Source organism: Ochrobactrum sp. XJ1 (assembly GCF_024701725.1).
GTDB lineage: Bacteria > Pseudomonadota > Alphaproteobacteria > Rhizobiales > Rhizobiaceae > Brucella > Brucella anthropi.
Genome location: NZ_VDGD01000002.1, coordinates 291,409 through 314,358 on the forward strand (window position 1 = coordinate 291,409; position 22,950 = coordinate 314,358).

Below are 22,950 nucleotides of genomic sequence, written 5' to 3' on the forward strand. Positions count from 1 at the left end.
TCTGTGAGGTCAGTTCTTTTCCTGAACGTGGGCCTCAAGGAACCACAATGCCTTGTCGAGACCACGGGAAGCGGCGGTAAAAATATCCGCCGTATCGTCGTCACCTGCATCATCTGCATCCTTGATCGACTTGCGCACAAGATTGGCAACGTCGCCATAACGCTCGATCAGTGCAAGCAGATGGTCGTGAACGGCATAGATGTCGGTCGGATAAGGCTTGAGCTTGCTTTCCTTGGCCACGACCTGCGTGGTGCCATAGGCCGTTCCGCCGATCTGCACGGCACGCTCCGCAATCGTGTCGACATGTTCATCGAGATCGGCGCGGAAACCATCGAGCATTTCATGAACGGCGATGAACTGCGGTCCCTTGAGGTTCCAGTGTGCCTGCTTGGTGATGAGGGCAAGATCGATTGTCGCGGCTAGATTTTCGTTGAGCAGCGCGATCATTGTCGTCTTCGTATTGGAAGGAAGATCGTTGCGGGTTGCATGCATCGACTTCTTGGACATTTTATCCTCATATCCTGTTGTTCGATCCGGCTTGGAGCGGCTGGGAGATGTCGCTTATGGTCACGGGTGGGTGTTCCAAACGCAAATGAACCCGCCAGATCATTGTAAGGCTCGATTGCTGAATGGGCCTTGTCGCCGTCAGGACAAAGCAAAAACGTTGCCGCACCCGGTTTTCAAACGCATATCGCCAAGTTTTGTTCCGCGAGAAGGGCTAAAAAACGAAACTGATCCAGCCTTTGGACAAGACTTGGCTTGTCGCGAGGTAAAATCTGATTTACCCGGTTGCGCATGAAGATACTTGCGCTTGATACTGCCGCTTCTTGGTGTTCCGTTGCCGTCTACAATGCCGACGGCGATGTCGTGCTTGCCGATGTGAGCGAAAACATCGGCAAGGGACATGCGGAAGTATTGATGGATTATATCGAACGTGCTGTGACTGAGGCGAAACTGTCGCTCCGCGATATGGATCGGGTAGCGGTCAATATCGGACCGGGATCGTTTACCGGCGTTCGTATCGGTGTCTCGGCAGCACGTGGCTTTGCATTGGCGCTCGACGTTCCTGCCATCGGCATAACGGCGTTCGAAGCGTTGGCTGCGGAAACACAGATACTGTCCCCGGAAAAGCCAATTCTGGTTCTCCTCGACGCGCATCGTGGCGAGATTTATGCGCAATCATTCGATGCAAAAGGGTTGCCGGGCGCGAAGCCGCTGGTTCTGTCGCGAGAGGGAGCGGAGGCTCTTGCTGTTTCTCAAGCGGAAAATACTGTTCTTGCGGGTTCTGCAGCCGCTGCGATCAATGACGTGCTTGGTTGCCGTTTCGAGTTGGGCCCGATAGAGCCAACCGCGAAAATCGGCATCTATGCGCATCTGGCAAGCTTGCGCCAGCCGGGCGATGCGCCGAAGCCGCTTTACATGCGTGGGCCTGATGCGAAGCCGCAGGTCGGGTTTGCGCTGCCGCGCAAGGCTACCGGAGAATAGCCGATGATGGGCTTGCCGTTTGGGCGTTTCGGTCGCAGACAAATCTCGGTGGAGCCGCTTGGTGCACAGGACAGTCATGCGATTCAGCGTATTCATGCAGTCGCTTTCCATCACGGCTGGAGTTCCGACGATTTCAGATCGCTGATCGCACAGGATACGGTTTTCGGTTTTGTTGCCCGTGCGGAAGGCAAACCGAACGATGCCTGTGGTTTCGTGCTGGCTCGTCTGGTGGCAGGTGAGGCGGAAATCCTGACGATCGCCGTCGCGCGTGATGTGCAACGCCAGGGCGTCGGGCGCGCGCTGATGGATGCCGTGTTGCGCCATCTCTATCAGGAGCGCGCTGAAACGCTTTTTCTGGAAGTGGATGAGGCCAATGTTGCCGCTCAGGCGCTTTATCGCCGTCTCGGCTTCCAAAAGGTTGGCGACAGACCCGCTTATTATGAAACCGCCAATGGGCGTTCGGCTGCGCTGATATTGCGCCGCGACCTGAGCCGTACTCCGGCAGGGCCACGATGATCGGAGCAATCCGCATCTTTCTCGTCGTCGCGGCAATGGTCGCATTGAGCCTGTCGCTTATTCCAGTTCAGTATCTGTTGCTTAAGCTGAAGAACAACTGGAAGCGGCGTCTGCCGACCTTTTTCCATCGTATTGCTGCACGCCTGTTCGGTTTTCGCATCAAGACCGTCGGCCAGATGCACGAGGGCCGACCTTTGTTACTCGTCGCCAACCATATTTCGTGGAGCGATATTATTGTTCTGTCGACGGTCGGTCAGGTCTCCTTCATCGCCAAGTCGGAAGTCAGGAAGTGGCCTGTTTTCGGTATGTTCGCCGTTTTGCAGCGCACCGTTTTCGTGGAGCGGGAACGGCGGGGCAAAACGGGTGAACAGACATCCGAAATCGCAAGGCGTCTGGTAACCGACGACGCTATGGTGCTGTTTGCGGAAGGCACGACCTCGGATGGTAATCGCGTCCTGCCGTTCAAGACCGCGCTTTTTGGTGCCGCGCATGCCGCGATCAAGGAAGCCAATGTACCCGAAGTCGTGGTTCAGCCGGTTGCCATTGCCTACACGGGCGTGCATGGCATGGCCATGGGCCGTTATTTCCGCCCGATCGCATCATGGCCGGGCGACGTCGAGCTGTTGCCGCACCTGAAAGGTATCTTGCGTGAAGGTGCTATCGACGTTGAAGTGCGTTTTGGCGAGCCGGTCGTCGTAACGGCCAAGACAGACCGCAAGGCGCTGGCTCGCACAATGGAAAACCGTGTGCGCTCGCTCTTGCAAAGTGCGTTGCTGGGGCGCGAGATTCCCGAAGAGTGACAACTGCTCCATCGGGTGTTCAGCCAAGTGTTCAGATTGTCACCTTTCAAAATGGTCACAAAAGCTGTAGATAGCCGCGCATGAGCGACAATATTACCGATCTCGAGCCCACGGCAGAGCGCCCCAATGTGCGCAAGGTTTTCGTAAAAACCTATGGCTGCCAGATGAACGTCTACGATAGCCAGCGCATGGCCGACAGCCTTGCAGCGGAAGGCTATGTTGCGACCGATACGCCGGACGATGCCGATCTGGTTCTGCTCAATACGTGCCACATTCGCGAAAAAGCGTCGGAAAAGCTCTACTCCGCGCTTGGCCGTCTGCGCAAGATGAAGGATGCGCGTGAAGCGAATGGCAAGGAACTGACCATCGGTGTTGCGGGCTGCGTGGCGCAGGCCGAAGGGCAGGAAATCCTGCGCCGGGCGCCGAATGTCGATCTCGTCATCGGTCCGCAGACCTATCATCGCCTGCCCAATGCGCTTGCGCGGGTCCGCAGCGGCGAAAAGGTGGTTGAGACCGAATACGCTCTCGAAGATAAATTCGAACACCTGCCGTCGCCCAAGCGCGAGGAAACCCGCAAGCGCGGTGTTTCTGCCTTCCTCACTGTGCAGGAAGGCTGCGACAAGTTCTGTACCTTCTGCGTGGTTCCCTATACACGCGGCTCGGAAGTTTCGCGCAGCGTGAAGCAGATCGTGGCAGAGGCCGAGCGCCTTGCCGACAGCGGCGTGCGTGAACTCACCCTGCTTGGCCAGAACGTCAATGCCTGGCACGGCGCTGGTGATGATGGTCGCGAATGGGGCTTGGGCGAACTCCTGTTTCGCCTGGCGCGCATTCCGGGCATTGCCCGGCTTCGTTATACGACCAGCCATCCGCGCGACATGGACGACAGCCTGATTGCCGCCCACCGTGATCTGCGCCAGCTGATGCCCTATCTGCATCTGCCGGTACAATCCGGTTCTGACCGCATTCTCAAGGCGATGAACCGTCGTCACAAGGCGGATGAATATGTGCGTCTGATCGAACGCATCCGCGAAGTGAGGCCGGATCTGGCGCTGTCGGGCGATTTTATCGTCGGCTTCCCCGGTGAAACCGATCAGGACTTCGAAGACACGATGCGGCTAGTGCGCGCGGTCAATTACGCGCAGGCCTATTCGTTCAAATATTCGCCTCGCCCCGGCACGCCGGGTGCCGATCTCGACGATCACGTAGAGGAAGCGGTCAAGGATGAGCGCCTTCAGCGCCTTCAGGCTCTCCTGTCCGAACAGCAATATGTATTTCAGGATTCCATGATCGGTCGCGAGATGGATGTGCTGCTTGAAAAGCCGGGTCGTGTCGCAGGCCAGATGGTGGGCCGTTCGCCATGGCTCCTGCCTGTCATCATCGATGACAGCAATGACCGGGTCGGCGACATCATTCATGTGAAAATCACATCCACAGGGACCAATAGCCTTATTGCGCAAAAACTGGCCTGAAGGCATGATGATGTCGAGGCAGAAAATTTCGGCGTATTGAGTCGCTTGCCGGTAATCCTGTCGAGACTTCGATTGCAATGCGTGAACGGTTTGCGTTCACGCATAATCTGGTCTGAAAAGTCGCAACTTTTCAGGATTGTGCTTTAAGGAGATACGGTTGAGCGCTACGGAAAAGCTGAAGTCTGCCAAGCCAACCAATCAAACGCAAAAAAGCCCGACGACCGGGGCCTCGGATATGGCCCACATCGTGCTCACTTTCGACAATAACCGTCTTGCCATCGCGCTTTACGGTCAGTTCGATGAAAATCTGGCCCGTATCGAACAGAAGCTTGGCGTGGATGTCCGCTCCAAGGGAAACCAGCTTTCGATCCGGGGGGAGCCGACCGCAACCGAGCAGGCGCGGCGTGCACTCGATCATCTTTATGAATCGCTGCAGAAAGGCCATGAGCTGACGACGTCGGATGTCGACGGCGCCTTGCGCATGGCAATCGCTGCGGACGACCAGCTGACGCTGCCGACCATGGAAAACAAGGGCAAGCTCTCTGCTGCCCAGATTTCCACGCGCAAAAAGACCATCTTTGCCCGCACGCCGACGCAGGATGCCTATATGCGTGCGCTCGACCGGTCGGAGCTGGTGTTCGGCGTCGGCCCCGCAGGTACCGGCAAGACCTATCTTGCCGTCGCCCATGCGGCGATGCTGCTGGAACGCGGTCTGGTGGAGCGCATCATCCTGTCACGTCCGGCTGTCGAGGCCGGCGAACGACTGGGCTTCCTGCCGGGCGATATGAAGGAAAAGGTCGATCCCTATTTGCGCCCGCTTTACGATGCGCTTTACGACATGATGCCTGCCGAAAAGGTTGAGCGTGCCATTACGGCAGGTGTGATCGAAATCGCGCCGCTTGCCTTCATGCGCGGGCGTACCCTGGCGCATTCCGCGGTCATCCTTGATGAGGCGCAGAACACGACGTCCATGCAGATGAAGATGTTCCTGACCCGCTTGGGCGAGGGGTCGCGCATGATGGTCAATGGCGACCCGAGCCAGATCGATCTTCCGCCGGGCCAGAAATCAGGTCTCGTTGAAGCGCTTCGCGTGCTGGACGATGTCGAAGGCGTCATCAAGGTGCGCTTTACGGAGAAAGACGTTGTTCGTCATCCGCTGGTGGCGGCAATCGTCGGAGCTTACGACCGCGACGGCAAACAGCACGCGCGTTCGGAGTGATCTTGCAATTGCCTATTGGAATCACGATTTAAGAAAAGCTGTCTGCCTTTTCGAGCGTGTCCCCAAAAGTGGGAACCGCTCTTGGCAGGCAGCTTTCTTGTAACTGAAAGGATGATGCGGCTAGCCAGCACGGAGAGCCGCCGCAGAACGTGTCAAATAACGCGATCCATATCGATATCATGGTTGAAGCTGGCAATTGGCCGGATGAGACCGCCCTTGAAGGGCTCGTCAGAAAGTCGGTCGAGGCCGCCTGGGCCAATCTTGGCCTGAAAAGCGCGGCAAGCGAGCTCAGTGTTGTCTTCACCGACGATGCCTCGATCCAGACCCTGAATGCAGAATGGCGCGGCAAGGACAAGCCGACCAATGTGTTGTCGTTTCCGGCGTTTCCGATCAAGGCCGGGGCGCAGCCGGGCCCGATGCTGGGCGACATCATCATCGCGCGCGAAACTGTCGAGCGTGAGGCTCGTGAAGAGGGCAAACCGCTCGAAAACCATCTCGCTCACCTCGTCGTGCATGGCTTTTTGCACCTTTTGGGTTACGATCACGAAACCGATGCGGAAGCGGAGGTTATGGAGGGGCGCGAGCGTGAAATCCTTCATGCTCTTGCCATCCCCGACCCTTATGCTGTATCCGAATAAGACCCTAACAACGATTGACCATGGCTGATCAAACATCGCACCCCCCGTCCGCTGGCGAAAATCGCAGCGAGACTCAAGACGCCGAAGGGCAAAGTACGCAGCGGCCTGTAGTGGCCGAGAAGCGTTCCCTCTTGTCTAATATTTTCCCGTTCATGCGCTCGCGCCAATCATCTTCCCTGCGCGAAGATCTGGCCGATGCCCTTTCCAGCACGGCAAGCGAACAGGATTCAGCATTCTCGCCTGAAGAAAAGGCGATGCTGCATAACATCCTTCGCCTGCGCGAGATTCGCGTCGAAGACGTGATGATCCCGCGCGCCGATGTCGAGGCAGTGGAAATTTCCACACCGCTCTGGGAAGTGCTGGAGCTTTTCGAAAAATCCGGCCATTCGCGTATGCCGGTCTATGCCGAGACGCTGGACGATCCGCGCGGTATGATCCACATCCGTGATGTTCTCAATTACATCACCAAGCAGGCCCGCCAGAAGACCACGCGCCGTAGCAGCGCGCGCAGCAAGGCGACGGCCGAAGACAAGGCCGCCAAATTCGACATGAGCCGGATCGATCTCACCAAGACGATCGGTGAACTCAATCTCATGCGCAAGGTTCTGTTTGTGCCGCCATCCATGATGGCAAGCGGATTGATGGCGCGCATGCAGGCGACCCATATCCAGATGGCGCTGGTCATTGATGAATATGGCGGTACCGACGGTCTGGTTTCACTGGAAGACATTGTCGAAATGGTTGTCGGTGATATCGAAGACGAGCATGACGACGAAGAAATCATGATCGCCGAAGAAGCCGATGGCGTGTTCGTTGTCGATGCGCGCGCCGATCTGGAAGAGCTCGCCGCGAAAATCGGCCCATCCTTCGAAGTCGGCGAACATGGCGAGGATGTCGACACGGTCGGCGGCCTCATCTTTTCGGTCCTGGGGCGTATTCCGGTTCGCGGTGAAGTGGTGCAGGCTATTCCGGGCTATGAATTCCATGTGCTGGAAGTCGATCCGCGCCGGGTGAAGAAAGTGCGTATTGTGCCGCTTTCCGCGGCTGATCGCCGTCGCCAGCAGCGTGCTGTCGTGTCCGCCAAGCCGGGTGACCAGCCTATAGAGGCTGAAACCATAACCGACGCTCCCAAAGAGGCCTGATGATCGAAAGGCTGGCGGGGAAAATCATTCTTTCGAGCGGCTGGCGTCGAGCGTTGGCCGCTTTCCTGAGCGGTGCCTTCGCCACGCTGACCCAGCCGCCCTTCGATGGTTTTGTGGCGGGTTTCGTTTCTTTCCCCATTTTGGTCTGGTTGATTGACGGGGCCATTGCGAAAGCGAATGCCGGCCTGATTCGCCGTCTGTTGCCAGCGGCCATGGTTGGCTGGTGGTTCGGGTTTGGCTATTTCGTTTCCGGACTGTGGTGGATTGGAACGGCGCTGCTGGTTGATGCGGACCAGTTCGCCTGGGCCTTGCCGCTGGCTGTTCTGGGCCTCCCTGCATTTCTGGCTCTATTCTATGCGTTTGCAGCCATGGTTGCGCGCATCTTCTGGTCGGACGGCTTGGGGCGTATCTTCGCGCTAGCGTTTGGCTTTGCGCTGGCGGAATGGCTGCGTCTTTTCCTGTTCACCGGTTTTCCGTGGAATGCGATCGGCTATGCCATCATGCCGACGCCGCTGCTGATGCAATCGGTTGCCGTGCTCGGTCTGATCGGGATGAGCGCATTGGCCGTCTTTGTCTTTGCCGCACCGGCTCTGCTGATTGGTGGGCGGTTTGCCAAGACAGGCATTGTTCTCGCCTTGTTGCTGGTGGCAGCGCATGTCGGATTCGGTGCCTGGACGCTTTCAAAAGCGCCGGCAATCGGTGAAGAAAAAGGAGCGCTCGCGGTTCGCATCGTACAGCCGTCTATCGCCCAGACCATGAAGTGGGATAATGCGGAGCGCCGGTCTATCTTCGACAAGCTGGTGTCGCTGACGGGCGAAGTGCCAGCGGAAGGCAAGCCGAAACCCGATGTGGTCATTTGGCCGGAAACGGCTGTTCCCTATATTCTCACCTCGACGCCCGAGGCTCTGTCCCGCATCGGCGAGGTTCTACAGGACGGGCAGATGCTGCTCACCGGTGCCGTTCGTGAAGAGAAGGCATCAGGGGGCGGTGAACCGCGCTATTATAATTCAATTTATACGATTGATGATCGTGGTGTGATTGTCGATGCCGCCGACAAGGTGCACCTCGTCCCCTTTGGCGAGTATCTTCCCTATGAGAGTTTTTTGCGCAGGCTTGGACTTCAGGAAGTGGTGGAGATGCCGGGCGGATTTACCGCCGGTGCGTCGCGTCGGGCGCTGAACGTCAAAGACGGCCAGACCTTTCTGCCACTGATCTGTTACGAAGCCATTTTTCCGGATGAGCTTGGATATACGGGCCAAAAAGCCAGCGCCATCATCAATGTGACAAACGACGCATGGTATGGCGATACGCCGGGTCCGTACCAGCATTTTCGCCAGGCACAGGTTCGCGCGGTGGAGCAAGGGCTCCCCCTCATTCGTGCAGCTAACAATGGTCTTTCAGCTGTCGTTGATGCTTATGGTCGAATCACCGACGGACTTGCACATGACGCTGTCGGGGTCGTTGACGCTTACCTACCGTCATCTCGTGCACCATTTTGGGGCACGCCACATGGCTCACGACAATCTCTGGTAGCGCTGTTAACCTTACTCGTGTTGAGCATGGCTTTCCGACTGCCAATCGGCAGGCGTTTTCATTGACAGACTAATATTGTTACGATGTTATGGCGCGGCGGCGACGGTTTTTGCGGAAAATCGTCAGACTACCTCCCAAAACTTATTGTTATCGCTGTTCAGATGAACAGAGCATGAATGGAAGCTCGCAGCTGCGAGGAGTGACAGTTGTATGATTGAGAATAAAAAGAAGCCCAACCCAATTGACGTGCATGTCGGCAGCCGCATCCGTCTTCGCCGTAACATGCTGGGCCTCAGTCAGGAAAAACTTGGCGAAAGCCTTGGAATTACGTTTCAGCAGATCCAGAAATACGAGAAAGGCACCAACCGCGTCGGTGCAAGCCGCCTTCAGGCGATCTCGGCAATTCTCAATGTCCCGGTTTCCTTCTTTTTTGAAGACGCACCAGGTTCCTCGAACCAGGCCGGTTTTGCGGAAGACAATGAAGCAACCTATGTGGTCGATTTCCTGAATTCCAACGAAGGTGTTCAGCTGACCCGCGCCTTCACGAAAATTTCAGATCCGAAAGTGCGCCGCAAGATCATCGATCTCGTGAAGTCGCTCGCTGCAGACGCTGACTGATTTCATATCTCGAAAAGTGCAGTAAGCGCGGGACATGGACATGTCCCGCCGGTTTTTGCGATTTACAGTGCCTGAACAGGCAGAAAATGCCATCCGGAATGAATTTTCCCGCTGATGCGCTGTCGCAACAAGAATATGCATTGACGGTTTAATCCCAACTTCGCTAACACATTACCGTGCCCGGAACGCTGAAAGCCTGTTCCGGGCGCTACTGTGTTTCCATGGCGGAGATATTCTCCGTTGGATTTTCAAGAGGGGTTACCCGTGTCGCGCAGTTCTTATCTCTTCACCAGCGAATCTGTGTCCGAAGGACATCCGGACAAGGTTTGCGACCGCATCTCCGATGAAATCGTGGACATGATCTATAAGGAAGCGCGCCGCACCGGCGTGGATCCCTGGTCTGTCCGTGTTGCCTGCGAAACGCTTGCCACCACCAATCGGGTGGTCATTGCCGGCGAAGTGCGCGTGCCGGATACGTTCCTGAAGAAGAATAAGGACGGCACTGTCGCCCATGATGCTGCAGGGCATCCGCTGATTAATCCTTCGCGTTTCCGCTCGGCAGCCCGCAAGGCGATCCGGGAAATCGGTTACGAGCAGAACGGTTTCAACTGGAAGACGGTGAAGATCGACGTGCTTCTGCATCCGCAGTCCGCCGATATCGCGCAAGGCGTGGACAACGCCGCCGATCGTCAGGGCGAAGAAGGTGCAGGCGATCAGGGCATCATGTTCGGTTATGCCTGCCGCGAAACCCCCGACCTCATGCCGGCCCCGATCTATTATTCGCACAAGATTCTCGAAAAGCTCTCCGAAGCCCGTCACAAGGGCGAAGGCGACGCAGGCAAACTCGGCCCCGACGCCAAGAGCCAGGTCACAGTGCGCTACGAGAATGGCAAGGCCGCTGAGGTCACGCAGATCGTTCTGTCCACGCAGCATCTGGATGCAAGCTGGGATTCGAAAAAGGTTCGTTCGGTTGTCGAACCCTATATCCGTGATGCGCTCGGCGAGCTTCCGATCGCAGCCACTTGCAACTGGTACATCAATCCGACCGGCAAGTTCGTCATCGGCGGACCGGACGGCGATGCTGGTCTGACTGGCCGCAAGATCATCGTGGATACCTATGGCGGCGCCGCTCCGCATGGCGGCGGTGCATTTTCGGGCAAGGACACGACCAAGGTGGATCGCTCTGCCGCCTATGCCGCGCGCTATCTCGCCAAGAACGTCGTTGCTGCCGGTCTTGCCGACCGCTGCACGATCCAGCTTTCCTATGCCATCGGTGTGGCACAGCCGCTTTCGGTTTATGTCGATCTGCATGGCACGGGCAAGGTAGCCGAATCTGCGGTTGAGGAAGCGCTTCGCGAGGTCATGGACCTGTCGCCGACCGGTATCCGCAAGCATCTCGACCTCAACAAGCCGATCTATGCCAAGACCTCGTCTTACGGTCATTTCGGCCGCAAGCCGGGCCGTGACGGTTCTTTCTCCTGGGAGAAGACGGACCTGACCAAGGCTCTGAAAGCCGCGGTAGCGTAACTTTCCTGGCGGAAAGTTGCATCGCAAGCCGCTTGGCGTTATGTGTCCCGACGATTTTCGAGGAGCGCGGTCTTGGATCGCGCTCTTCTGTTATTGGAGCGCATCCCGAAAAGTGTGAAACGGTTTTCGGGCTAGATGCGCGTCAAAACGAATAAATAGAACACCGATATGATGCCGACGGATAAAATATGACCGAAGAATCTCATCCTCTGCGCGGTGCCGGAAATTTCTTCGGCCGTCGCCACGGCAAGCCATTGCGAAGCCACCAGAAGAACCTGTTCGAGGATCTTCTGCCGCGCCTCAAGGTCAACGTCGAAAGCCCGGCGCCACAGGATCTGCGCACGCTCTTTGAAGCGAAGGTCGATGCAGTTCGTCTGGAAATCGGTTTTGGCGGCGGTGAGCACCTGCACCATGAGACAGGCCGTTATCCGCAAACGGGTTTCATTGGCGTCGAGCCTTTCATCAACGGCATGGCCAAGATGCTGGCGGCATTGGATGGCGAACCTCGATCGAACCTGCGTCTCTACGACGAGGATGCGACGGCGGTTCTGGACTGGCTGCCCGACGCCTCCTTGTCGGGTATCGATCTCTTCTATCCCGACCCATGGCACAAGCGTCGCCACTGGAAGCGCCGTTTTGTCAGCGATGCCAATCTCGACCGCTTCGCCCGTGTCCTGAAACCCGGCGCGAAATTCCGGTTTGCTTCCGACATTGAACATTATGTCAACTGGACGCTCCAGCATTGTCGCCGTCATCCTGCATTCGACTGGCAGGCAGAAGGCCCGTCCGACTGGAACGACGCCTATGAAGGCTGGCCTGGCACGCGCTATGAGGCAAAGGCTTTTCGCGAAGGACGCCGTGCAGCCTATCTGACCTTCACCCGTCGTTGAAGCTACCAGCAGTGAACGGAATGAATCGAACAGCAGAAGCGGTCTTGAAAAAATCCGCTTCCGCTGGTATATAAGTCTCAAATTCTTGGTCGTTTGAACAAGAGTGGGTCCACCCGGTCCCGCTCTTTTTTGTTACTTACGGCTAACTTGAAGGGGCTTTCCGGCCTTTTGAAAGGTTTTTAGGTTGACGGAACAGGTTCAGGAAAACGAAGCAGAAACGCTCGCAGCAGGCGCGGATGAACGCATCATTCGCGAGACGGGTATTGATGCGAAAGTGGCTTCCATCATCGAGCCCGTCATCAATACGCTGGGCTTTCGGTTGGTACGCGTGCGCCTTTCGGGGCTCAATGGCCAGACCTTGCAGATCATGGCCGAACGTCCCGATGGCACGATGACGGTCGATGATTGCGAACTGGTCAGCCGTACGGTTGCCCCGGTTCTCGACGTGGAAGATCCCATCAGTGGAAAATACCATCTGGAGATTTCGTCTCCCGGTATCGACCGCCCGCTGGTTCGCAAGTCGGACTTTGCCGATTGGGCCGGTCACATCGCAAAGGTGGAAACCTCCGTCGTGCACGAAGGCCGCAAGAAATTCCGCGGCCGCATCGTCCTGGGGGATGCGGAATCGGTCGTGATCGAAAGCGACCAGATTTCCTACGGCAGCGAACCTGTCGTGCGCATTCCATTCGATCTGATTTCTGATGCACGCCTCGTGCTGACCGATGACCTGATCCGCGATGCGCTCCGCAAGGACAAGGCCCTGCGCGAAGGCCGCATTCCCGGTGACGACCTCGGTAGCGAAGAAGCGGGCGAGCAGTCCGATGAAACCGCATCGGGCGAAGCTGAAGATAAAGAATAAGTTTCTGGCGTCCGGCATCTAGAGGAGCCGGGTGCGACACCAAGGAGAGTCCAATGGCAGTCAGTGCTAACAGGCTGGAGCTTCTGCAGATCGCCGATGCGGTCGCACGCGAGAAGTCGATCGACCGCGAGATCGTTCTTGCGGCCATGGCCGATGCGATCCAGAAGGCGGCGCGTTCGCGTTACGGCCAGGAAAGCAACATCCGCGCGGACATCAATGCGAAGTCCGGCGAGATCAAGCTGCAGCGTCTGCTCGAAGTCGTCGAGCATGTCGAGGATTACGCGACGCAGATTTCGCTCTTCACCGCGCGCGATCGCAACCCGGACGCACAGGTCGGCGACTTCATCGCCGATCAGCTGCCGCCGATGGATTTCGGCCGTATTGCTGCCCAGTCGGCAAAGCAGGTCATCGTGCAGAAAGTGCGCGAAGCCGAGCGTGACCGCCAGTATGACGAATACAAGGATCGCGTTGGTGAGATCGTCAACGGCACCGTCAAGCGCGTCGAATATGGCAATGTGATTGTCGATCTCGGTCGTGGCGAAGCCATCGTGCGCCGCGATGAGCTGATCCCGCGTGAAGCTTTCCGTTATGGTGACCGCATCCGCGCCTATGTCTACGACGTGCGCCGCGAACAGCGCGGCCCGCAGATTTTCCTGTCGCGTACCCATCCGTCCTTCATGGCGAAGCTCTTCACCATGGAAGTGCCGGAAATCTATGACGGCATCATCGAAATCAAGTCGGTTGCCCGCGATCCGGGTTCCCGCGCCAAGATTGCGGTCGTGTCGCGTGATGCGTCCATCGATCCGGTCGGCGCCTGCGTCGGTATGCGTGGCTCCCGCGTTCAGGCCGTTGTGGGCGAACTGCAGGGTGAAAAGATCGACATCATTCCGTGGTCGCCGGACGCTGCTTCCTTCATCGTCAACGCGCTTCAGCCAGCTGAAGTTGCCAAGGTTGTTCTCGATGAAGATGCTGAACGTATTGAAGTTGTCGTTCCGAATGACCAACTATCACTTGCAATCGGTCGTCGCGGTCAGAACGTGCGCCTTGCTTCCCAGCTCACCGGCTGGGACATTGACATCCTGACGGAAGACGAAGAATCCGAACGTCGCCAGAAGGAATTCACCGAGCGTTCGACGCTCTTCATGGATGCCCTCAACGTTGACGAGATGGTTGGTCAGGTTCTGGCCTCCGAAGGTTTCGCATCTGTTGAAGAACTGGCCTATGTCGAGCCGGGCGAAATCGCTTCCATCGATGGTTTCGATGAGGATACGGCTGGCGAAATCCAGGAACGTGCTCGCGAATATCTGGATCGTATCGAGAGCGAACAGGATGATCGCCGCAAGGAACTGGGCGTCGAAGACGAACTGCGCGAACTGCCGGGTATCACCACGGCAATGCTCGTGGCTGTCGGTGAAGACGGCGTCAAGACGATGGAAGACTTTGCCGGCTATGCCGTCGATGATCTGGTCGGCTGGCGTGAACGCAAGGACGGTGAAACCGTCGCTCATAGCGGTATCTTCTCTTCCTTCGATGTTTCGCGCGTCGATGCGGAACAGATGGTCCTGACTGCGCGTTTGAAGGCAGGATGGATCACGGAAGAAGAACTGGTATCGGCTCAGGAAGAAGAAGCCGAAGTCGGTGAAGAGGAAGCTGCTTCCTAAGAAGCGGCCGGAATAAAAAGAGCCGCATGGCTTCTTACGTCTGGTGTAATTCAGGCGTAAGCTATGCGGCTCTTGCAATTCATCCCTGAAAAATGGTCGTCATTCATTCGAATTGATTGGCCAGTTCAGGTTTCGGACATGTTCCGGGTTGTGGTGGGGCTTATGCTCTGGTACAGCGCCCGCGTTACGTCCGACGTGCGGGCAGACCGCAATATGGCAAGACTGGAGTTCGCGTGGAGCAGGATATGAATGACAGAACCTGTATCGTCACGCGCGAAAGCGGTTCTGCCGATGATCTGATCCGTTTTGTGGCCGGTCCCGACGGTTCCGTGGTGCCGGACTTGAAAAGAACTCTGCCGGGCAGGGGGTGCTGGGTCAAGGCCGAGCGCCGTCTGGTGGATGAAGCAGTCAAGCGCAAGCTTTTTGCGCGGGCGCTGAAGGAAGGTGTAACGCCGCAGGCGGATCTTGGCGCGCTGGTGGACCAGTTGCTGACGAAATCTGCCCTTGGCAGCCTCGCGTTGGCTCGCAAGGCCGGAGCTGTGGTATCTGGCTCGACCAAGGTGGATCAGGCGATCCGCACCGGGACAGCCGCCATGGTGTTGCACGCAAAGGAAGCCGCCGCCGACGGCGTACGCAAGCTCGATCAGGCTCGCCGTGCCGTGGTGCATCTGGATGGTCCGGAAATCCCTTCTTTCACTCTTTTTACGGGGGAAGAAATGGATTTGGCATTTGGGGGCGGAAATGTGATACATGCAGCCGTACTTGAAGGAAAGGCGGCGGCCGGGTTCGTAAAGCGGGCGCTTATGTTGCATCGCTATCGCGGTGAAAGCGCATCGGACCCGGATTAGAGCGCAATTTTGGAGGGGCCTGGCAGACCCCGGATCGGATTGCGCGTTGAGGCGGATGACTGGAGTTTTATCCAACATGACCCGGTCACGTTGGATAAAGCTCGAGTAGAGCGGCCGGAGCCGCGAAGGAAACGGAAACGTAATGAGCGATAAAACGAACGACGACAAGACGCTGAGCGTTAATACGAAGAAGACGCTGACCATGAAGCGGCCGGGCGTCGAGCAGAGCACCGTGCGCCAGAATTTCAGCCACGGCCGCACGAAGGCTGTCGTCGTTGAAACGAAAAAGCGCAAATTCTCGCGGCCTGACGAGAAGCCGGAAGTCGAGGCAGCGGCGCCGAAGCCAGCAGCTCCGGCACCTGCTGCTCCCGCGCCTGCGGCATCTACTCCTGCACCGGCACAAGCCGCGCAGCCTGCACAAGCCGCGCCGGTAGTGCGTGCGCCAGCACCAGCCGCCCCGGCACCGAAGCCAGCAGCCCCTGCTGCTCCGGTAACGAAGCCGCATGTCGCACAGCAGCGCCCGGCACAGCAGCGTCCCGGCGGCCAGCAGGCACAGCGTCCGCGCCCGTCCGACCGCTCCGGCATGGTGTTGAACACGCTGTCGCGCTCCGAAATGGATGCACGTCGCCGTGCGCTCGAAGAAGCGCAGGTCCGTGAAGTTGAGGAACGCGCACGCGCTGTCGAGGAAGCCAAGCGTCGCGCCGAGGAAGATGCCCGCCGCGCCAAGGAGCGTGAAGAATCTGCCCGTCGTCAGGCGGAAGAGGAAGCTCGCCTCAAGGCCGAGGCCGATGCCCGCCGCAAGGCCGAGGAAGAGGCTGCCAAGCGTATGCCGCAGCCGGAAGCCCGTACCGAGCGTCGCGACGATGCGCGCCCGGCACCGCAGGGCAATCGCCCGCAGCAGGCCGGTCGTCCTCAGGGCAATCGTCCGCCGCAAGGTGGCCGTCCGCAGCAGGGTGGTCCGCGCCCGGCTGCGCCAAGCCTTGCCGACGCTGCCCCAATCCCGGGCAAGCCGCTTCCGCAGAGCCAGCTTCGCAAGACTGTCGCATCTGACGATGACGACCGTCGTGGCGGTGGCCTGACTGCTGCCCGTCGCGGTGCTCCGGCCAAGCCGGAAGTTCGCGCGCCAAAAGTGGTCAAGACCGAAGATGATCGCCGTCGTGGCAAGCTGACCATCTCCAGCAATCTTGAGGATGAAGGTCGTTCGCGTTCGCTTTCGGCGATGCGTCGTCGTCAGGAAAAGTTCAAGCGTTCGCAGATGCAGGAAACACGCGAAAAGATTTCGCGTGAAGTGACCATTCCTGAAACCATTACGCTTCAGGAACTTGCGCAGCGCATGACCGAACGTTCGGTCGATATCATCAAGTACCTGATGAAGCAGGGCCAGATGATGAAGCCGGGCGACGTGATCGATGCCGATATGGCGCAGCTCATTGCTGAAGAATTCGGCCATACCGTCAAGCGCGTTGCGGAATCGGACGTTGAAGAAGGCATCTTCGGTGTTGCCGACAACGAGGCTGCGCTGGTTTCCCGTCCTCCGGTCGTGACCATTATGGGTCACGTCGATCACGGCAAGACCTCGCTGCTTGATGCGATCCGTCACGCCAATGTTGTTTCGGGCGAAGCCGGTGGCATCACCCAGCATATCGGTGCTTATCAGGTCGAGCAGAACGGCCAGAAGATCACCTTCATCGATACGCCGGGCCACGCTGCCTTTACTGCAATGCGTGCCCGTGGTGCGCAGGCGACCGACATTGCCATCCTCGTGGTGGCTGCCGATGACAGCGTGATGCCTCAGACGATTGAATCGATCAACCATGCCAAGGCGGCAGGTGTTCCGATCATCGTGGCGATCAACAAGATCGACAAGCCGGCTGCCGATCCGCAGAAGGTTCGTACTGCTCTGTTGCAGCATGACGTCTTTGTGGAATCGATGGGCGGTGAAGTTCTCGACGTCGAAGTGTCGGCCAAGAACAAGCTCAACCTCGACAAACTGCTTGAAGCAATTCTGTTGCAGGCTGAAATTCTTGATCTCAAGGCTGATCCGTCGCGTACGGCTGAAGGCGTTGTCGTCGAAGCCCAGCTCGATCGTGGCCGTGGTTCGGTTGCAACCGTTCTGGTTCAGACGGGTACGCTGCATCCGGGTGACATCCTCGTCGCCGGTAGCGAATGGGGCCGCGTGCGCGCACTGGTCAACGACCGTGGCGAGCATGTGAAGGAAGCCGGTCCTGCGATGCCGGTGGAAGTCCTCGGCCTTCAGGGCACGCCGCAGGCCGGTGACCGCTTTGCCGTGGTTGCCAACGAAGCCAAGGCGCGCGAAATTGCCGAGTACCGTCAGCGTCTGGCACGCGACAAGGCCGTTGCTCGCCAGTCCGGTGCGCGTGGTTCGCTCGAGCAGATGATGAACCAGCTCCAGGTGTCGGGCACGAAGGAATTCCCACTCGTCATCAAGGGCGACGTGCAGGGTTCTATCGAAGCCATCACCAATGCGCTGGACAAGCTCGGCACCGACGAAGTGCGTGCACGTATCGTGCATTCGGGCGCCGGTGGTATCACGGAAAGCGACGTGTCGCTGGCCGAAGCCTCCAACGCTGCGATCATCGGCTTCAACGTCCGCGCCAACAAGCAGGCACGTGACGCAGCTGATCAGCAGGGCATCGAAATCCGCTACTACAACATCATCTATGATTTGATCGATGACGTTAAGGCAGCGATGTCGGGTCTCCTGTCGCCGGAACGCCGCGAAACCTTCCTCGGCAATGCCGAGATTCTCGAAGTCTTCAACATCACCAAGGTCGGCAAGGTTGCCGGTTGCCGTGTCACCGAAGGCAAGGTCGAGCGTGGTGCAGGCGTCCGCCTCATCCGCGACAACGTGGTTATTCACGAAGGTAAGCTCAAGACGCTCAAGCGTTTCAAGGACGAAGTGTCGGAAGTTCCGGCCGGTCAGGAATGCGGTATGGCGTTCGAGAACTACGACGACATTCGCGCAGGCGACGTTATCGAAGCCTTCCGAGTCGAACACGTTTCGCGCACACTTTAAGTACTATCCCGCCGGGCTGCCGAGAGGTGGCCCGGCTTTTCATTATCCGGTCCAGAGGGTCTGACTCCCAGCTGGATTGTGGTAAGTTGCGTATTATTACGCCTGCCAATTTGTAGTCATGTTGTCGGACAGTCCTTCGCGGCTGGATGCCGATTGGCGGCTGTTTATCGAGGATATAGCCATGGCACGTTCTCCAGATCCAAAAGGCTCAGGCGGCCTTTCCCAGCGCCAGCTTCGCGTGGGCGAGCAGGTGCGCCACGCATTGGCGCAGGTGCTTCAACGCGGTGAAATTCGCGACGATCTTATCGCCCACACCGTGATTTCCGTCTCGGAAGTGCGGATGTCGCCCGATCTCAAGATTGCGACCTGTTTCATCACCCCGCTTGGTAACGCCGACACGCAAGCGGTTATCAAGGCGCTGGCTGCAAACGCAAAGTTCATTCGTGGTCGCATGGCGCCAAGCCTCAGCCAGATGAAATACATGCCGGAATTCCGCTTCCGGGCCGATACGAGCTTTGACAATTTTTCCAAGATCGATGCGCTGCTCCGCTCGCCGGAAGTCGCCCGCGATCTTGGGCATGACGATGAAGAAGACCGGGAGGCAGACAAGGCTTCCCGCAATGGAGACGAATAAAGCATGGCAAGACGGGGCAAGAAAAAAGGTCGTCCGATATCCGGCTGGGTTATTTTCGATAAGCCGAAAGGGATGGGATCGACCGAGGCGGTCTCGAAGATCAAGTGGCTGTTCAACGCCGAAAAAGCCGGTCATGCCGGTACGCTTGATCCGCTTGCTTCCGGCATGTTGCCCATAGCGCTGGGTGAGGCCACCAAAACCGTGCCTTATGTCATGGATGGAACCAAGATCTACCGTTTCACGGTAAGCTGGGGCGAGGAACGCTCAACGGACGATCTGGAAGGTGTTGCCACCAAGACCTCGGATAATCGCCCGTCGCGCGCCGATGTCGAGGCATTGCTGCCGAACTACACCGGTGTCATTTCGCAGGTTCCACCGCAGTTTTCCGCCATCAAGATCGATGGCGAGCGCGCTTACGATCTTGCCCGCGAAGGCGAGACGGTCGAGATACCTTCCCGTGAAGTCGAGATTGACCGTCTGGAGATCGTTGGTATTCCGGATGCTGATCGCACCGAGTTCGAGGTCGAATGCTCCAAGGGCACCTATGTGCGCTCTCTCGCACGCGATATGGGCCGGGATCTCGGTTGCTACGGACACATTTCAGAGCTGCGCCGCATCGAAGTTGCGCCGTTCACGGAAGAAGACGCTGTAACACTGGCAGAACTTGAACAGGCTTGGCCGCCGCTTCCGCCCAAGGATGAGGATGGCAATGTCGTCGAACCCGCTCCGCGTCGCGACTTTTCGGCGATTGATGCATTGGTCATCGATACGGGAGCTGCTCTCGATTGTCTGCCGCAGGTGCCGCTTACCGACGATCAGGCGCAACGCGTGCGTCTTGGCAATCCGGTGATCCTGCGCGGACGCGATGCGCCTCTGGAAGCAGACGAAGCCTGTGTCACGACACGCGGAAAACTGCTCGCCATCGGTTACATCGAGCATGGACAGTTCAAACCGAAGCGCGTTTTCACAACGGGCTGACGTTTCGTCAGAAGATCGCGATAAGGCGGCAAATTGAATTGAGACTGGCGTTCCCGCCAATTTTGCACTATATGCCCCTTCATCGATCATGCGTAAAAGCATGTCAGATCGTGTAAATGGCCCGCGCTGGACGACATCCCGGCCCGGGCGTCTGGTTTTCCTCTCATCTAGAAAGGGTGTTACGATGTCGATTACTGCTGAGCGCAAGCAAGCACTTATCAAGGAATACGCCACCAAGGAAGGCGACACCGGTTCTCCTGAAGTACAGGTTGCCGTTCTTTCCGAGCGTATCGCCAACCTCACCGAACACTTCAAGGGCCACAAGAATGACAATCATTCGCGTCGCGGCCTCCTGAAGCTGGTTTCGCAGCGTCGTCGCCTTCTTGACTACGTCAAGGGCATCGACCAGGCACGTTACCAGGCGCTGATCGGCCGTCTCGGCCTGCGCCGCTAACGGTAAAATCGGGCGACGTCTCAAAACGTCGCCCATTTGATTTATTCGGCATTTTGTCGTGCGGATAGCCGCTTACAGATAAAATGCGACACTTGAGCATGTCTCCCAAAAGTGGGAACCGGTTTTGGGACAAAGACATGCGTAAAACCAAACAGATAGAGCGGAAGCGCGAACATATGTGAGTGCATCCGCTCTATCGGGCGAATGCCCGCTGGCATGAAACGACGCACCGGGTGCATTCCGTCATGCCGATGAAGAGCCAAAAGGCTCATGACCTGGACCAGTCATGGGGCAGGATTGCAGGCAGTTCGTGTCAGAGGATATTCGGGAGCGAATGTTCTGACACATAACGAACTTCCCGTTGTCTTGCCCGTGGCCCGTCCGCCAACCGAGGCGATGCCTTCAGGCGCTTTTGCGCGGCATCACCACATGAGGACAAGATATGTTCAATACCCATAAAGTAGAAATCGAATGGGGCGGTCGTCCGCTTACGCTCGAAACCGGCAAGATCGCACGTCAGGCTGACGGTGCAGTTCTCGCAACCTATGGCGAAACCGTTGTCTTGGCGACTGTCGTTTCTGCCAAGGAGCCGAAGCCGGGCCAGGATTTCTTCCCGCTCACTGTCAACTATCAGGAAAAGACCTATGCCGCTGGCAAGATCCCTGGTGGTTACTTCAAGCGTGAAGGCCGTCCGAGCGAAAACGAAACCCTCGTTTCGCGTCTGATCGACCGTCCGATCCGCCCGCTCTTCGTTGATGGCTACAAGAATGACACGCAGGTTGTTCTAACTGTTGTTCAGCACGACCTCGAAAACAACCCCGACGTTCTGTCGATGGTTGCAGCTTCCGCAGCACTGACCATTTCCGGCGTTCCTTTCATGGGTCCGATCGGCGGCGCGCGCGTTGGCTACATCAACGGCGAATACGTCCTGAACCCGAATATCGACGAAATGCCGGAATCGAAGCTCGATCTGGTTGTTGCCGGTACTGCCGACGCAGTGCTGATGGTCGAATCGGAAGCGCAGGAACTTTCCGAAGAGGTCATGCTCGGCGCCGTTGTTTTCGGCCAGAAGGGCTTCCAGCCGGTAATCGACGCGATCATCAAGCTCGCTGAAGTTGCTGCCAAGGAACCACGTGATTTCCAGCCGGAAGATCTGTCGGATCTCGAAGCCAAGGTGCTCGCCGTTATCGAAAACGACCTGCGCGACGCTTACAAGATCACCGAAAAGCAGGCCCGTTACGTTGCTGTTGACGCTGCAAAAGCCAAGGCGAAGGCTCACTTCTTCCCGGAAGGCGTTGAAGAGCCGGAAATGTCGCCTGAGCAGTTCGCGACCATTTTCAAGCATCTGCAGGCCAAGATTGTTCGCTGGAACATTCTGGACACCGGCAGCCGCATTGACGGCCGCGATCTGAAGACCGTTCGTGCAATCGTTTCGGAAGTTGGCCTTCTGCCGCGCACCCACGGTTCGGCGCTGTTCACCCGTGGCGAAACGCAGGCCATCGTTGTTGCCACGCTCGGCACCGGCGAAGACGAGCAGATGATCGATGCCCTGACCGGCACCTACAAAGAATCCTTCATGCTGCATTACAACTTCCCGCCATACTCGGTCGGTGAAACCGGTCGTATGGGTTCGCCAGGCCGTCGTGAAGTTGGTCATGGCAAGCTCGCATGGCGCGCCATCCACCCGATGCTGCCTGCTGCCGACCAGTTCCCTTACACGATCCGTTCGGTTTCCGAGATCACCGAATCCAACGGTTCGTCCTCGATGGCGACTGTTTGCGGCACCTCGCTGGCTCTGATGGACGCAGGCGTTCCGCTCGCACGTCCGGTTGCCGGTATCGCCATGGGCCTGATCAAGGAAGGCGACCGTTATGCTGTCCTGTCCGACATCCTCGGCGACGAAGATCACCTCGGCGACATGGACTTCAAGGTAGCCGGTACTGACAACGGCATCACCGCACTTCAGATGGACATCAAGATCGACGGTATCACCGAAGAGATCATGAAGGTCGCTCTGGAGCAGGCCAAGGGCGGTCGCGTCCACATTCTCGGCGAAATGGCGAAGGCTCTGTCCACGTCGCGTGACGAACTCGGCGAATTCGCTCCGCGCATCGAAGTGATGAACATTCCGACCGACAAGATCCGTGACGTTATCGGTTCGGGCGGCAAGGTTATCCGCGAAATCGTGGAAAAGACCGGCGCCAAGATCAACATCGAAGACGACGGTACGGTGAAGATCGCTTCGTCGAACGGCAAGGAAATCGCAGCCGCCAAGAAGTGGATCCACTCGATTGTTGCCGAACCGGAAGTTGGCGAAATCTACGAAGGTACGGTCGTCAAGACCGCTGACTTTGGCGCTTTCGTAAACTTCTTTGGTCCACGCGATGGTCTGGTTCACATTTCGCAGCTGGCTTCCGACCGCGTTGCCAAGACCACTGACGTGGTCAAGGAAGGCCAGAAGGTCTGGGTCAAGCTCATGGGCTTTGACGAACGTGGCAAGGTTCGCCTGTCGATGAAGGTTGTCGATCAGGAAACCGGCAAGGAAGTTGTTGCTGAAAAGAAGGCAGAAGCCGACGCTGAATAAGCGTTTCTGCTACTGTAAATCAATCGAAAGCGCGCTCTTGTGGCGCGCTTTTTTGTTG

20 protein-coding genes are annotated in these 22,950 nt (G+C 57.6%); 19 read left to right on the forward strand and 1 reads right to left on the reverse strand.

What is annotated here, in order from left to right:
* Positions 1 to 9: 9 nt before the first annotated feature.
* The gene (dps, locus tag FG152_RS04215; RefSeq protein WP_012091005.1) at positions 10 to 507 is read right to left on the reverse strand and encodes a DNA starvation/stationary phase protection protein Dps; all 498 of its coding nucleotides are present in this window, start codon (positions 505 to 507) and stop codon (positions 10 to 12) included.
* A gap of 288 nt (positions 508 to 795) precedes the next feature.
* Here dps and tsaB point away from each other — a divergent pair, with 288 nt between their 5' ends.
* The 19 genes from tsaB to pnp all read left to right on the forward strand — a co-directional run bounded on the left by tsaB (position 796) and on the right by pnp (position 22,892).
* On the forward strand, positions 796 to 1,485 hold the full coding sequence (gene tsaB / locus FG152_RS04220; protein WP_029926176.1) for a tRNA (adenosine(37)-N6)-threonylcarbamoyltransferase complex dimerization subunit type 1 TsaB: 690 nt from the start codon (positions 796 to 798) through the stop codon (positions 1,483 to 1,485).
* A 3-nt stretch (positions 1,486 to 1,488) separates the two neighbouring features.
* Complete coding sequence (gene rimI / locus FG152_RS04225) at positions 1,489 to 2,001, forward strand: ribosomal protein S18-alanine N-acetyltransferase (protein WP_029926174.1); 513 nt, start codon at positions 1,489 to 1,491, stop codon at positions 1,999 to 2,001.
* The gene (olsA, locus tag FG152_RS04230; protein WP_498985333.1) at positions 1,998 to 2,801 is read left to right on the forward strand and encodes a lyso-ornithine lipid O-acyltransferase; all 804 of its coding nucleotides are present in this window, start codon (positions 1,998 to 2,000) and stop codon (positions 2,799 to 2,801) included. Before rimI ends, olsA begins: the two co-directional genes overlap by 4 nt.
* Before the next feature lie 80 nt (positions 2,802 to 2,881).
* Positions 2,882 to 4,270 (forward strand): tRNA (N6-isopentenyl adenosine(37)-C2)-methylthiotransferase MiaB, encoded by a 1,389-nt coding sequence (gene miaB / locus FG152_RS04235; RefSeq protein WP_029926170.1) that lies wholly within the window; start codon positions 2,882 to 2,884, stop codon positions 4,268 to 4,270.
* A 157-nt stretch (positions 4,271 to 4,427) separates the two neighbouring features.
* Entirely contained in the window at positions 4,428 to 5,489 is a 1,062-nt protein-coding gene (locus FG152_RS04240) for a PhoH family protein (protein WP_029375821.1), read from the forward strand.
* A 149-nt stretch (positions 5,490 to 5,638) separates the two neighbouring features.
* Positions 5,639 to 6,127, forward strand: coding sequence for an rRNA maturation RNase YbeY (ybeY, locus tag FG152_RS04245; RefSeq protein ID WP_036595870.1), 489 nt, complete (start codon positions 5,639 to 5,641; stop codon positions 6,125 to 6,127).
* Positions 6,128 to 6,147: 20 nt separating this feature from the next.
* A complete protein-coding gene (locus tag FG152_RS04250; RefSeq protein WP_029375823.1) occupies positions 6,148 to 7,269 on the forward strand; it encodes a hemolysin family protein in 1,122 nt (373 codons plus the stop codon).
* Complete coding sequence (gene lnt / locus FG152_RS04255) at positions 7,269 to 8,867, forward strand: apolipoprotein N-acyltransferase (RefSeq protein ID WP_010657768.1); 1,599 nt, start codon at positions 7,269 to 7,271, stop codon at positions 8,865 to 8,867. The genes FG152_RS04250 and lnt overlap by 1 nt, the downstream gene beginning before the upstream one ends.
* A gap of 145 nt (positions 8,868 to 9,012) precedes the next feature.
* Entirely contained in the window at positions 9,013 to 9,420 is a 408-nt protein-coding gene (locus tag FG152_RS04260; protein ID WP_010657769.1) for a helix-turn-helix domain-containing protein, read from the forward strand.
* Positions 9,421 to 9,684: 264 nt separating this feature from the next.
* The gene (gene metK / locus FG152_RS04265; RefSeq protein ID WP_010657770.1) at positions 9,685 to 10,947 is read left to right on the forward strand and encodes a methionine adenosyltransferase; all 1,263 of its coding nucleotides are present in this window, start codon (positions 9,685 to 9,687) and stop codon (positions 10,945 to 10,947) included.
* A 188-nt stretch (positions 10,948 to 11,135) separates the two neighbouring features.
* Positions 11,136 to 11,837, forward strand: coding sequence for a tRNA (guanine(46)-N(7))-methyltransferase TrmB (gene trmB / locus FG152_RS04270; protein WP_010657771.1), 702 nt, complete (start codon positions 11,136 to 11,138; stop codon positions 11,835 to 11,837).
* Between the two features lie 184 nt (positions 11,838 to 12,021).
* Positions 12,022 to 12,696, forward strand: coding sequence for a ribosome maturation factor RimP (rimP, locus tag FG152_RS04275; protein ID WP_010657772.1), 675 nt, complete (start codon positions 12,022 to 12,024; stop codon positions 12,694 to 12,696).
* 53 nt (positions 12,697 to 12,749) lie between these two features.
* Positions 12,750 to 14,357 carry a transcription termination factor NusA gene (nusA, locus tag FG152_RS04280; protein WP_010657773.1) on the forward strand — a complete coding sequence of 536 codons (1,608 nt, stop codon included), beginning with the start codon at positions 12,750 to 12,752 and terminating at the stop codon, positions 14,355 to 14,357.
* A 233-nt stretch (positions 14,358 to 14,590) separates the two neighbouring features.
* Positions 14,591 to 15,205, forward strand: a complete 615-nt coding sequence (locus tag FG152_RS04285; RefSeq protein WP_226622371.1) for an RNA-binding protein — start codon at positions 14,591 to 14,593, stop codon at positions 15,203 to 15,205.
* Between the two features lie 142 nt (positions 15,206 to 15,347).
* Positions 15,348 to 18,242, forward strand: a complete 2,895-nt coding sequence (gene infB / locus FG152_RS04290) for a translation initiation factor IF-2 (RefSeq protein WP_010657776.1) — start codon at positions 15,348 to 15,350, stop codon at positions 18,240 to 18,242.
* Positions 18,243 to 18,423: 181 nt separating this feature from the next.
* Entirely contained in the window at positions 18,424 to 18,876 is a 453-nt protein-coding gene (rbfA, locus tag FG152_RS04295) for a 30S ribosome-binding factor RbfA (protein ID WP_010657777.1), read from the forward strand.
* Positions 18,877 to 18,879: 3 nt separating this feature from the next.
* Positions 18,880 to 19,854, forward strand: a complete 975-nt coding sequence (gene truB / locus FG152_RS04300) for a tRNA pseudouridine(55) synthase TruB (protein WP_010657778.1) — start codon at positions 18,880 to 18,882, stop codon at positions 19,852 to 19,854.
* A 184-nt stretch (positions 19,855 to 20,038) separates the two neighbouring features.
* Positions 20,039 to 20,308 (forward strand): 30S ribosomal protein S15, encoded by a 270-nt coding sequence (gene rpsO / locus FG152_RS04305; protein ID WP_010657779.1) that lies wholly within the window; start codon positions 20,039 to 20,041, stop codon positions 20,306 to 20,308.
* A gap of 442 nt (positions 20,309 to 20,750) precedes the next feature.
* Positions 20,751 to 22,892: a polyribonucleotide nucleotidyltransferase gene (gene pnp, locus FG152_RS04310; RefSeq protein ID WP_010657780.1), complete on the forward strand. Its 2,142-nt coding sequence runs from the start codon at positions 20,751 to 20,753 to the stop codon at positions 22,890 to 22,892.
* Positions 22,893 to 22,950 lie beyond the last annotated feature (58 nt).

Bases quoted from the DNA above. Each gene is read 5' to 3' on its own strand.
- tsaB (WP_029926176.1), top strand. From the start codon at position 796: ATGAAGATACTTGCGCTTGATACTGCCGCTTCTTGGTGTTCCGTTGCC.
- truB (WP_010657778.1), top strand. From the start codon at position 18,880: ATGGCAAGACGGGGCAAGAAAAAAGGTCGTCCGATATCCGGCTGGGTT.
- lnt (WP_010657768.1), top strand. From the start codon at position 7,269: ATGATCGAAAGGCTGGCGGGGAAAATCATTCTTTCGAGCGGCTGGCGT.
- dps (WP_012091005.1), bottom strand. From the start codon at position 507: ATGTCCAAGAAGTCGATGCATGCAACCCGCAACGATCTTCCTTCCAAT.
- miaB (WP_029926170.1), top strand. From the start codon at position 2,882: ATGAGCGACAATATTACCGATCTCGAGCCCACGGCAGAGCGCCCCAAT.
- trmB (WP_010657771.1), top strand. From the start codon at position 11,136: ATGACCGAAGAATCTCATCCTCTGCGCGGTGCCGGAAATTTCTTCGGC.
- FG152_RS04250 (WP_029375823.1), top strand. From the start codon at position 6,148: ATGGCTGATCAAACATCGCACCCCCCGTCCGCTGGCGAAAATCGCAGC.
- rpsO (WP_010657779.1), top strand. From the start codon at position 20,039: ATGTCGATTACTGCTGAGCGCAAGCAAGCACTTATCAAGGAATACGCC.
- rimI (WP_029926174.1), top strand. From the start codon at position 1,489: ATGATGGGCTTGCCGTTTGGGCGTTTCGGTCGCAGACAAATCTCGGTG.
- olsA (WP_498985333.1), top strand. From the start codon at position 1,998: ATGATCGGAGCAATCCGCATCTTTCTCGTCGTCGCGGCAATGGTCGCA.
- FG152_RS04260 (WP_010657769.1), top strand. From the start codon at position 9,013: ATGATTGAGAATAAAAAGAAGCCCAACCCAATTGACGTGCATGTCGGC.
- rbfA (WP_010657777.1), top strand. From the start codon at position 18,424: ATGGCACGTTCTCCAGATCCAAAAGGCTCAGGCGGCCTTTCCCAGCGC.
- pnp (WP_010657780.1), top strand. From the start codon at position 20,751: ATGTTCAATACCCATAAAGTAGAAATCGAATGGGGCGGTCGTCCGCTT.
- infB (WP_010657776.1), top strand. From the start codon at position 15,348: ATGAGCGATAAAACGAACGACGACAAGACGCTGAGCGTTAATACGAAG.
- nusA (WP_010657773.1), top strand. From the start codon at position 12,750: ATGGCAGTCAGTGCTAACAGGCTGGAGCTTCTGCAGATCGCCGATGCG.